The organism is Amycolatopsis sp. NPDC051903 (genome assembly GCF_044452505.1).
Lineage (GTDB): Bacteria > Actinomycetota > Actinomycetes > Mycobacteriales > Pseudonocardiaceae > Amycolatopsis.
Map to the genome: position 1 here is coordinate 1 of NZ_JBITBT010000047.1, position 10,256 is coordinate 10,256.

10 protein-coding genes are annotated in these 10,256 nt (G+C 70.5%); 8 read left to right on the forward strand and 2 right to left on the reverse strand.

From position 1 onward, the window contains the following. Nucleotides 1-114: 114 nt before the first annotated feature. On the reverse strand, nucleotides 115-591 hold the full coding sequence (locus tag ACIA77_RS45995; protein WP_395892511.1) for an Lrp/AsnC family transcriptional regulator: 477 nt from the start codon (nucleotides 589-591) through the stop codon (nucleotides 115-117). Between the two features lie 104 nt (nucleotides 592-695). Here ACIA77_RS45995 and ACIA77_RS46000 point away from each other — a divergent pair, with 104 nt between their 5' ends. The 7 genes from ACIA77_RS46000 (at nucleotide 696) to ACIA77_RS46030 (ending at nucleotide 7,922) form a co-directional block, all read left to right on the forward strand. Beyond that, the gene (locus tag ACIA77_RS46000) at nucleotides 696-1,124 is read left to right on the forward strand and encodes a rhodanese-like domain-containing protein (RefSeq protein ID WP_395892512.1); all 429 of its coding nucleotides are present in this window, start codon (nucleotides 696-698) and stop codon (nucleotides 1,122-1,124) included. After that, nucleotides 1,121-1,870, forward strand: a complete 750-nt coding sequence (locus ACIA77_RS46005) for a type 1 glutamine amidotransferase (protein ID WP_395892513.1) — start codon at nucleotides 1,121-1,123, stop codon at nucleotides 1,868-1,870. Before ACIA77_RS46000 ends, ACIA77_RS46005 begins: the two co-directional genes overlap by 4 nt. A gap of 95 nt (nucleotides 1,871-1,965) precedes the next feature. After that, complete coding sequence (locus ACIA77_RS46010) at nucleotides 1,966-3,096, forward strand: anion permease (protein WP_395892514.1); 1,131 nt, start codon at nucleotides 1,966-1,968, stop codon at nucleotides 3,094-3,096. 55 nt (nucleotides 3,097-3,151) lie between these two features. Then, on the forward strand, nucleotides 3,152-6,127 hold the full coding sequence (locus ACIA77_RS46015; RefSeq protein WP_395892515.1) for a bifunctional [glutamine synthetase] adenylyltransferase/[glutamine synthetase]-adenylyl-L-tyrosine phosphorylase: 2,976 nt from the start codon (nucleotides 3,152-3,154) through the stop codon (nucleotides 6,125-6,127). Between the two features lie 9 nt (nucleotides 6,128-6,136). Further along, complete coding sequence (locus ACIA77_RS46020; protein WP_395892516.1) at nucleotides 6,137-6,565, forward strand: acyl-CoA thioesterase; 429 nt, start codon at nucleotides 6,137-6,139, stop codon at nucleotides 6,563-6,565. Beyond that, nucleotides 6,565-7,200: a class I SAM-dependent DNA methyltransferase gene (locus ACIA77_RS46025; RefSeq protein ID WP_395892517.1), complete on the forward strand. Its 636-nt coding sequence runs from the start codon at nucleotides 6,565-6,567 to the stop codon at nucleotides 7,198-7,200. The genes ACIA77_RS46020 and ACIA77_RS46025 overlap by 1 nt, the downstream gene beginning before the upstream one ends. A gap of 83 nt (nucleotides 7,201-7,283) precedes the next feature. Further along, entirely contained in the window at nucleotides 7,284-7,922 is a 639-nt protein-coding gene (locus ACIA77_RS46030) for a maleylpyruvate isomerase family mycothiol-dependent enzyme (protein ID WP_395892518.1), read from the forward strand. Between the two features lie 160 nt (nucleotides 7,923-8,082). Here ACIA77_RS46030 and glnA read toward each other — a convergent pair whose 3' ends face one another. Further along, nucleotides 8,083-9,507: a type I glutamate--ammonia ligase gene (gene glnA / locus ACIA77_RS46035; RefSeq protein ID WP_395892519.1), complete on the reverse strand. Its 1,425-nt coding sequence runs from the start codon at nucleotides 9,505-9,507 to the stop codon at nucleotides 8,083-8,085. A gap of 174 nt (nucleotides 9,508-9,681) precedes the next feature. Between glnA and ACIA77_RS46040 the strand changes: the two genes are divergently transcribed. After that, nucleotides 9,682-10,155 (forward strand): RDD family protein, encoded by a 474-nt coding sequence (locus ACIA77_RS46040; RefSeq protein ID WP_395892520.1) that lies wholly within the window; start codon nucleotides 9,682-9,684, stop codon nucleotides 10,153-10,155. Nucleotides 10,156-10,256 lie beyond the last annotated feature (101 nt).

A 10,256-nucleotide genomic window follows, 5' to 3' on the forward strand; every position in this document is an offset into this window, starting at 1 on the left:
GGACAACCACCCCACCCAGCCACTGACCACCCGGTTTTGTCGGGGGTGGCCGATAGAATGGACTCGGGGACGCCCCCCTCGGGAGGGCGGGGGCATGTCCCCCGGCGGCCAGGGTCAGTGGGGCCGGGTGATCGGCCGGCTCACCACGGGAGACGAGAAGACCAGCGAGGTCGTCGTCTCGCCGTAGCGTTGGGCGCGCTCGACGAAGGTTTCCAGTTCGCCCGTGGTGCGGCAGCGCACGCGCAGCAGCCAGCACTCGTCGCCCGTGATGTGGTCGGCGGAGGTGACCTCGGGCAGCGGCAGGATGGTGGAGCGGAAGCGCGGGCCGTCGAGGCTGCGGACGCGGACGCGGACCACCGCTTCGATCGGGAGGCCCAGTTTCGTGGCGTCGACCTGGGCCGAGTAGCCCGTGATGATGCCGCGCTGCTCGAGGCGGCGCACGCGTTCCGTCACGGCCGGCGCGGACAGGGACACGCGGCGGCCGAGTTCGGAGTAGGTGAGGCGGCCGTCGGCCTGGAGGAGGTCGAGCAGGTGCCAGTCGGTGGCGTCGAGGTCCGCGGAGTCCCCAGCGCGGTCAGGCAAGACGTCCAACAGAAACTCCCGGCGAAGCGCGGCCCGAACGAGGAAATCCCAGGTTAGCTGACCCGATCACCTGGATCCGGCTCTGTGGCCGGCACCCCTCGGCCGACGACGATATGCCCATGACACCTCGCATCCTCCAGTTCTCCACTCCCACCCCCGCGGAAGCCGTCACGTACTTCGGGCGCGAGCTCGGCTTCGAAGTCGACCCCGTCGATCTCGCGCAGGACCTCGCCGAGGGCCGCACCGACGGGTACGTCCTCGTCGAGTGCCGCGGCGCCGAAGCGTACGAACGGGCGCGCATCCCCGGCGCGATCAACCTGCCCTACCGCGACGTCTCCGAAGCCACCACGAGAGACCTCGACCGGAGCCTCGTTTACGTCTGCTACTGCGAAAGCATCCACTGCAACGCCGCCACCCAGGGTGCGCTGCGCCTGTCCGCCCTCGGCTTTACGACGAAGCGCCTGTCCGGCGGCATCACCACCTGGCAGGCGAGCGGCTACCCCGTCGAGACCACTACACCGGTCCGTACCCTGGAGGCGTGACACGTCTGCTGATCATCCAACCCGACGCCGGCGACCCCCTCGGCCCGCTCGGCGACTGGCTGACCGAAGCCGGCGCCGAGCTCGATGTGCGGTTGCCGCCCGAGCAGGAGCTGCCGGCGGACCTCGACGGTTACGCGGGCGTCGTCTGCCTCGGCGGCGGCATGGGCGCCCTCGACGACGACCACCACCCGTGGCTCGCCGACGTTCGCAAACTCCTCGGCCAGGCCGCCGGCAAGCAGCTGCCGACACTCGGTATCTGCCTCGGCGCCCAGCTGCTCGCGGCGGCGACCGGCGGCCAGGTCGCCGTCGGCGAGGACGGGCCCGAGGTCGGCCCCTCGCTCGTCTCCAAGAAGGACGCCGCCTGGACCGACCCGCTGTTCGCCGACCTGCCGCTGATGCAGGACGTGATCCAGTTCCACAACGACGTCGTCAAGCGCCTCCCGCCGGGCGCCGAGCTGCTCGCGTCCGCGCCGCTGTACCCGAACCAGGCCTACCGGCTGCGCCGCTGCGTCTACGGTGTCCAGTTCCACATCGAGACGACGCCCGACCTCGTGCGCCGCTGGGCGGAGGACGAGCCCGAGATGGCGGAGCTCACCCGTCCGGGTGCGTTGACGCCGGAGAACCTGATCTCGGTGCACGCCGACATCGCCGAGACCTGGCGGCCGTTCGCTCACCGGTTCGTCCGATTGGCGGCCGGGGAGCTGGCAACTGCGTCAGAGAGTCAACACACGTTGCCGCTGGCTTAACGAATGATGTCCTGATCACTAACGCTGCGTTGACGATTCACTCGATCGGTCAGGTACCTTGCGAGTGGGTGTTTCCGTAGGGTTCGGAGGTCGGGGTGGACCCCTCGCTGCTGGTCGTCGTCGTCATCGTCACCGCTCTCGTATTCGATTTCACCAACGGGTTCCACGACACGGCCAACGCGATGGCGACCTCGATCGCCACCGGCGCGCTGCGGCCCAGAATCGCGGTCGCGATCTCCGCCGTGCTCAACCTCGTGGGTGCGTTCCTGTCCGTCGAGGTCGCGAAGACGATCTCCAGCGGGCTCGTCGACGACACGAAGATCGGGCCCGCCATCGTGTTCGGCGGGCTCGTCGGCGCGATCGTGTGGAACCTCGTCACGTGGTACGTCGGCCTGCCGTCGAGTTCGTCCCACGCGCTGTTCGGCGGTCTCATCGGCGCCACCTGGGTTTCGGCGGGCGCGGACTCCGTGCACTTCGGCAAGATCGTCGACAAGGTCCTCGTGCCGGCCGCCGCGTCGCCCGTGATCGCCGGAGTCGTGGCGGCCGCCGTCACGTACGTCGTCTACAAGGTGTTCGTGCGCAAGCGCGGCGGGCGCGGGTTCCGCATCGGCCAGATCGTCTCGGCGTCGCTCGTCTCGCTCGCGCACGGCACCAACGACGCCCAGAAGACCATGGGTGTCATCACCCTCGTGCTCGTCACCGCCGGCGCCCTGCCGGCGGGCTCCGCGCCGCCGGTGTGGGTCATCATCAGCGCCGCGTCCGCGCTCGCCCTCGGTACGTACCTCGGCGGCTGGCGCATCACCCACACCCTCGGCAAGGGCCTGACCGACATCGAAGGCCCGCAGGGTTTCGCGGCGCAGACGAGCAGCGCGGCCGTGATCCTGCTGTCCTCGCACTTCGGTTTCCCGCTCTCGACCACGCACGTGTGCTCGGGCGGCATCGTCGGCTCCGGCGTCGGCCGGCACGAAGCGCCGGTGCGCTGGGGGATGGCGGGCCGCATGGTCATCGCCTGGCTGTTCACGCTGCCGGCGGCCGCGCTCGTCGGCGCGGCGGCGGGTGAGCTCGCGTCACTCGGGACTGCGGGCACGATCGGCGTCGGCGTGGCCGGCATCGCGATCGGCCTCGGCATCTACCTGCTCTCGCGCCGCAAGCCCGTCACCGCGCACAGCTTCCAGGTCCCCGAGCCGATGCCCGCCGACACGGAACCCGACCGCCTCGCCGCCTGACGCCGAACGCGTGCCCGGCTGCCCAGCCGCACCGGATCCGGCTACGGTGAGGGAGATGGCAGAGCGCGCGCGGACCGCCCCATCGGCGGCCAGGTACGGCTTCACCGACACCCGGGCCGACGCCCAGTTGCGCGCGGCGGGCTGGTGGGACGCCGCGGGACCGGTCGACGGTGTCACCGACGTGCTCGGCGCCCTGTCGCGAGCCGCCGATCCCGACCTCGCGCTGCAGGCGCTCGACCGCATCCGCGAAGCCGACGAGGCCCGCTGGCCCGATCTGGACCGCACGCTCCGGGAGAACCGGACGTTCCGCGGCCGGCTCGTCTCGGTGCTCGGCACGTCGACCGCGCTCGGCGACTTCCTCGCCGCCCACCCCGGTGAGTGGCGCTGCCTCGCCGACCACCGCTGCACCGTCCCCGAGCAGTTCACCGATCGGCTGCTCGAGGACCTGCGCCAGGACGACGGCTCATACCTCACCGGAAACCCCGCCGAACAGGCGCTGCGCACGGGGTACCGGCGGCTGTTGCTCGGCATCGCCGCGGCCGACCTCGGGCACCTCGTGGAGGCCGGCCTGGACCACCCGTCGTTCAAGGAGGTCGCGAGCCAGCTCACGCTGCTGGCCGAGGCCACGCTGAAGGCGGGCGTCGCCGTGGCCGAGGCGGAAGTCGGGGCGCCGGCCGAGGGCGCGCTGTCCGTGATCGCCATGGGCAAAACGGGCGGGCGCGAGCTCAACTACGTCAGCGACGTCGACGTGATCTTCGTCGGCGCGGGTGATCTCGCGGTCGCGACGCGGCTGGCCAGCACGATGATGCGCGTGGTCGGCCAGGCGTGCTTCGAGGTCGACGCGGCACTGCGGCCCGAGGGCAAGAGCGGCGCGCTCGTGCGCACGCTCGAAGGCCACACGGCGTACTACCAGAAGTGGGCCAAGACGTGGGAGTTCCAGGCGCTGCTCAAGGCGCGGCCCGTCGCGGGTGACCCCGAGCTGGGCCGCCTGTACGCGGAGATGGTCGCGCCCATGGTGTGGTCGGCCGCCGACCGCGAGAACTTCGTCACCGAGGTGCAGCAGATGCGCCGGCGCGTGGAGGACCACGTGAGCGCCGAACACGCCGAGCGCGAGCTGAAGCTGGGCCGCGGTGGGCTGCGCGACGTCGAGTTCGCCGTGCAGCTGCTGCAGCTCGTGCACGGCCGAGTCGACCCCGAGCTGCGCTCACCGTCCACAATGGAGGCACTGGAAGCGCTGGGCGAAGGCGGCTACGTCGGCCGTGCGGACGCGGCCGAGATGGGGACGTCGTACGAGTTCCTGCGCACCGTCGAGCACCGGCTGCAACTGCGCCGGCTGCGGCGCACGCACCTGTTCCCCGAGGCGACGGACACCGCCGAGCTGCGCGTTCTCGCCCGCGCGTGCGGTATCAAGGCCGCGCGCGGCCGCAGCCAGGGCGAGGAACTGCTCGCCGAGTTCCGCCGCCACGCGCAGGGCATCCGGCGGCTGCACGAGAAGGTCTTCTACCGCCCGCTGCTGCAGTCCGTGGCGAACGTGCCGACGGAAGCGTTGCGGCTCACCACGAAGCAGGCGGCGAGCCGGCTCGCCGCGCTCGGCTACGCGGCGCCGGAAGGCGCGCTGCAGCACATCAAGGCGCTCACTGCGGGTGTTTCGCGGCGCGCGGCGATCCAGCAGGCGCTGCTGCCCGTGCTGCTCGACTTCCTGGCCGACACCCCGGATCCCGACGGCGGGCTGCTCTCGTACCGCAAGGTTTCCGAGGCGCTGGAAGACACTCCGTGGTACCTGCGGGTGCTGCGTGACGAGGGCACGGTCGTGGAACGGCTCGCGTTCCTGCTCGGCACATCGCACCTCGTGCCCGACCTGCTCGTGCGCGCGCCGGAAGTGCTGCAGCTGCTGGGTGATCCGGCGCGGCTGACCGGGCGCAAACCGGCCGAAGTCGCGACGTCGTTGCGCGCGGCCGTGCGCCGGCAGCCGGGCCTGAACGCGGCGGTGGCGGCCGCGCGTTCGTTGCGGCGCCACGAAATCCTGCGCGTCGCGTGCGCGGATCTGCTGGGGATGCTGGACGTGCCGGCCGTGTGCGAAGCCCTCTCCAGCGTGTGGGTCGCCGTGCTGCAGGGCGCGCTCGCCGCGGCGTACCGGCAGCGCCAGGCGGAGCTGGGCCGCACGCCGGCGACCGTGGCAGTGATCGGCATGGGGCGCCTCGGCGGAGCGGAACTCGGCTACGGCTCGGACGCGGACGTGCTGTTCGTCTGCGAGCCGGCGGAAGGCGTGTCGGACTCGGACGCGGTGAAGTTCGCGTCGTCGGTCGCCGAGACCGTGCGGAAGATGCTGGGGGCACCGAGTTCCGACCCGGCGCTGCTCGTCGACGCGGACCTGCGGCCCGAAGGACGCAACGGTCCGCTCGTGCGCACGCTCGACTCCTACCGCGCGTACTACCAGCGCTGGGGCGAAATCTGGGAAGCGCAGGCCTTGCTGCGCGCGCGGTTCATCGCGGGCGACGAGGACCTGGGCGAGCGGTTCATCACGATGATCGATCCGATCCGCTACCCCGAAGGCGGCCTGGACGCGACCAAGGCGCGCGAGATCCGGCGCATCAAGGCGCGGGTGGAAACCGAGCGGCTGCCGCGCGGGGCCGACCCGACGCGCCACACCAAGCTGGGCCGCGGCGGGCTCGCGGACGTCGAGTGGACCGTGCAGCTGCTGCAGTTGCAGCACGCGCACGAAGAACCGAGCCTGCGCACGACGTCGACGCTCGACGCGCTCACCGCGTTGGCGGACACGGGAATCGCGCCCGCGGAGTCGGTGGATTCCTTGCGCGAGGCGTGGTTGCTGGCCACGCGCGTGCGCAACGCGGGGATGCTGGTGCGTGGCAAGGCCGTCGACGAGGTGCCCGGCTCGGGCCGCGACCTCGCCGCCGTGGCGCGCGTGTTCGGCTACACCGTCGACGACGATCCGGGCGAGTTCCTCGACAGCTACCGGCGCGTGACGCGGCGCGCGCACGCGGTGGTCGAGGAGCTGTTCTACGAGACCTAGAGTGGGCTCGTGACCGATCGTGAACCGTTTCGCACCCGCATCAAGGTGCGCCACTACGAACTCGACTCGCTGGGGCACCTGAACCACGCCGTCTACCACTCCTACGGCGAGGTTTCGCGCATCGAGCTCTTCGAAGCCGCGGGCGACGTACGGCTGCGCGAGCAGAACCTCGCGCCGGTGCTGCTGGAGTCCCACGTCGTCTACCGCCGCGAACTGCGCGGCGGCGACGTCGTCGACGTGTCGTGCGACGCGCGCTTCGGCGACGGGAAGGTCTTCTGGATGACCTCCCGCATCGTGAAGCTCGACGGCACGCTCTCGGCGGAGATCACGTGCACGGTCGGCCTCATGGACCTGGTGCGGCGCAAGCTAGTCGACGACCCGCGCGGCCACTTCGAGCGCGCCGGTCTGAACCTCAAAGTCCTGTCGACGGCCGAGTGATGGAACCCTGGCTGGCGGACACCCGCACGTCCTACGACACCGTCGCCGCGACCTACGCCGCGCAGCTGCGGCACCGGCTGGCCGACGAGCCGTACCTGCGGGCCCTGCTGGGTCTCTTCGCGGAGCTGGCGGGCCCGGGGCCGGTCGCCGACGTCGGCTGCGGACCGGGCTGGGTGACGGCTCACCTGCGCGGCCTCGGAGTGGACGCGTTCGGCGTCGACTTGTCGCCGGAGATGATCGCGTACGCGCGTCGCGCCCAGCCGGGGGTGCGGTTCGAGGTGGGGTCGATGACGGACCTGACGCTCCCGGCGGCGTCGGTGTCGGGCGTTCTCGCGTTCTGGTCGCTGATCCACGTGCCGGACGCCGACGTGCCCGGTGTGCTGGCGGGGTTCCGGCGCGTGCTGCGGCCCGGTGGCGTGGTGCTGATCGGTTTCCACGTCGGCTCCGAGACCACGCTGAAGACCTCCGGCTACGGCGGCCACCCCATGCACGTCCACATCCACCGCCGCACGCCGGCCGTCGTCTCCGCGCTCCTGCGCGACGCGGGTTTCGCGATCGAGGCGGAGCTCCTGCTCAACCCGGACGACCGCGTGCCGGGTGGTGTGGTCATCGCGCGAGCGCCTGCCGCGGATTAGCGCGCGGCTGCGAACTGTCGGTCCCCCGTGAGAGGCTCGGACCTCATTGAACGCGTGTCCGCAGGTTCCGTGGAGGTGCCCGGGTGACCAGTCAGGAGCCGAGTGCGGCCGACGTGATGACCTTGGCCGTGCAGGAACGCAGTGATTTCGCCGGGTTCCTCGAAACGCTGACCCTCCGGCAGTGGGAGGCGCCGAGCCTGTGTGGCGACTGGACCGTGCGCGACGTGGTCGCGCACGTGATCAGCTACGAGGAACTGAGCTGGGCGGGCGTCGTCAAACGGTTCGCTCGCGGCGGGTTCGCCCTCAGCAGGGCCAACGAGATCGGCATCCGCGAGTACTCGCGCAGCCCGCGGGAACTGATCGATCTGCTGCACGCGCACCAGCGGCCGCGAGGGCTGACCGCCGTTCGCAGCGGCATGATCGCGCTCCTGGACGCGACGATCCACCACCAGGACATCCGCCGTCCGCTCGGCCTGCCCCGCGAGATCCCGCACGACCGCCTGCGAACCGCGTTGCGGCTGGCGTTGACCGCACCACCCATCGGCGCGCCCAAACGAGCGCGTGGCCTCACGCTCGTCGCCACCGACGTCGGCTGGTCCCGCGGCTCCGGGCCCGAAGTCCGGGGGCCGGGCGAAGCCTTGCTCATGGCTCTCGCGGGACGCGGCGACACGCTCGGCGAACTCTCCGGTCCCGGCCAGGCGCTGCTCGCCGAGCGGATTTGACGACCGCCGGATCCGCACAAAAAATCGGGACGGCGGTCGGGGTTTTCCCCTCGACCGCCGTCCCGCGTCTAGCTGGCTGTCACCTGCCGGCCCTCAAAGCCCGGTGACGGCCTGGTGGGGGCTCCGACCGGCGAAAAGCCTGTTCGCAGCCCCGCGCCGATCACACGTCGTAGTACAGCGCGAACTCGTACGGGTGCGGGCGCAGCCGCAGCGGGTCGATTTCGTTCTCGCGCTTGAAGGAGATCCAGGTGTCGATCACGTCGGGCGTGAAGACACCGCCTTCGAGCAGGAAGTCGTGGTCCTGCTCCAGCGTGTCGAGCACCGTGCCCAGGTCGCCCGGGACGAGCTTGACGTTCTTGGCCTCCTCGGGCGGCAGCTCGTAGAGGTCCTTGTCGATGGGCTCCGGCGGCTCGATCTTGTTCTTGATGCCGTCGAGGCCGGCCATCATCATCGCGGAGAACGCGAGGTACGGGTTGCCCGACGAGTCGGGGCAGCGGAACTCGGCGCGCTTCGCCTTCGGGTTGTTGCCCGTGATCGGGATGCGGACGCAGGCGGAGCGGTTGCGCTGCGAGTACACGAGCGAAACCGGCGCCTCGAAGCCCGGCACCAGGCGGTGGTAGGAGTTCACCGTCGGGTTGGTGAAGGCCAGCAGGCTCGGGGCGTGCTTGAGCAGACCACCGATGTAGTGGCGCGCCGTGTCGGACAGGCCCGCGTAGCCGGACTCGTCGTGGAACAGCGGCTGGCCGTCCTTCCACAGCGACTGGTGGCAGTGCATGCCCGAACCGTTGTCGCCCGCGAGCGGCTTCGGCATGAACGTCGCGGTCTTGCCGGCGGCGAACACCGTGTTCTTCACGATGTACTTGAACAGCTGCAGGTCGTCCGCGGCGTGGAGCAGGGTGTTGAACTTGTAGTTGATCTCGGTCTGGCCGGCGGTGCCCACCTCGTGGTGCGCGCGCTCGATCTCGAAGCCCGAGCCCTGCAGCTGGCGGACGATGTCGTCGCGCAGGTCGGCGAAGTGGTCGACCGGCGGGACGGGGAAGTAGCCGCCCTTGAACTTCGTCTTGTAACCCTGGTTGCCGCCGACCTCGTCGGCGCCGGTGTTCCACCAGCCCTCGACGGAGTCGATCTCGTGGAACGAGGCGTGCTCGGCGGAGTCGAAGCGCACCGAGTCGAAGATGTAGAACTCGGCCTCCGGGCCGAAGTACACGTTGTCGGCCACGCCGTACTCGGCGATGTACTGCTCGGCCTTGCGCGCGATGTTGCGCGGGTCGCGGCTGTAGGGCTCGCGCGTGAACGGGTCGTGCACGAAGAAGTTCAGCGAGAGCGTCTTCGCCTTGCGGAACGGGTCGATGCGGGCCGTCTCGGGGTCCGGCAGCAGCAGCATGTCGGACTCGTGGATCGACTGGAAGCCGCGGACCGAGGAGCCGTCGAAGGCCAGGCCTTCCTCGTAGGCCTCGAGGTCGAACGCCTTGGCGGGCACCGTGAAGTGCTGCATGACGCCCGGCAGGTCGCAGAACCTGACGTCGATGGACTCCACCTTCTCGTCGGCGATGAGGCGCTGGATGTCGTCTGGAGTAGTGGGCACCCTCGGTGACTCCTTCTTCGATCGAGCTCGCTCGGCTTTACTCTCTTCGGCTCACGCTAAGAGCACGGTGTTGCCCGACCGTCACCCGTATGTTTCGCCGGTGTTAACGGGTCGCGCGCCACCCCTATCCGACCAGGGCAGATGTGTTCCACGCCACCGGCATACCCTGGACGGGTGGCGAGATGGACGGGCGAGTGGCTACCGGGCACCGGCACCGGCGATCACACCGCGCCCAAGTGGCCCGGTGAAGCGTTCGGCCTGCCCGAATCCGGCGTGGGCTCCGTCGCGGGCTTCGGCTCGCGCCTGCTGGCCCTCGTCGTCGACCTGGTGGTCGCCGGCCTCATCACCACGCTGTTCGTCCGCTACGACCTCCAGGACGTCGCGGCCATGCAGACCTTCAACTGGTGGGCCGGCGTGGTCTGGGCCGTCATCACCACCATCCCGGTGACCTTCTTCGGCTTCACCGTCGGCATGGCCGCCACCGGCATCCGCGTCGCCCGCCTCGACGGGGGCTCGATGGTGGGACCCTGGCGCGCGATCGTGCGGATGATCCTGACGGTCGTGATTGTGCCCGCCCTGGTGCGCAACGCGGACGGCCGCAACTGGCTGGACCGGGTGACCGGCACTGTTGTGATCCGGATGCGCTGAGGTTCTGCCCTTCGCCTTCGGTGGTTTGGGCTGCGCTGGGTGGTTTTCGGCTGCCCTCGTTGTCGCTGGCTGGGTTCTCGCCGGACTCCGGCTCCTGCCGG

Excerpts from the sequence above, each read along its gene's own strand:
- ACIA77_RS46025 (WP_395892517.1), top strand. The coding sequence starts at position 6,565 with ATGGAACCCTGGCTGGCGGACACCCGCACGTCCTACGACACCGTCGCC.
- ACIA77_RS46015 (WP_395892515.1), top strand. The coding sequence starts at position 3,152 with ATGGCAGAGCGCGCGCGGACCGCCCCATCGGCGGCCAGGTACGGCTTC.
- ACIA77_RS46000 (WP_395892512.1), top strand. The coding sequence starts at position 696 with ATGCCCATGACACCTCGCATCCTCCAGTTCTCCACTCCCACCCCCGCG.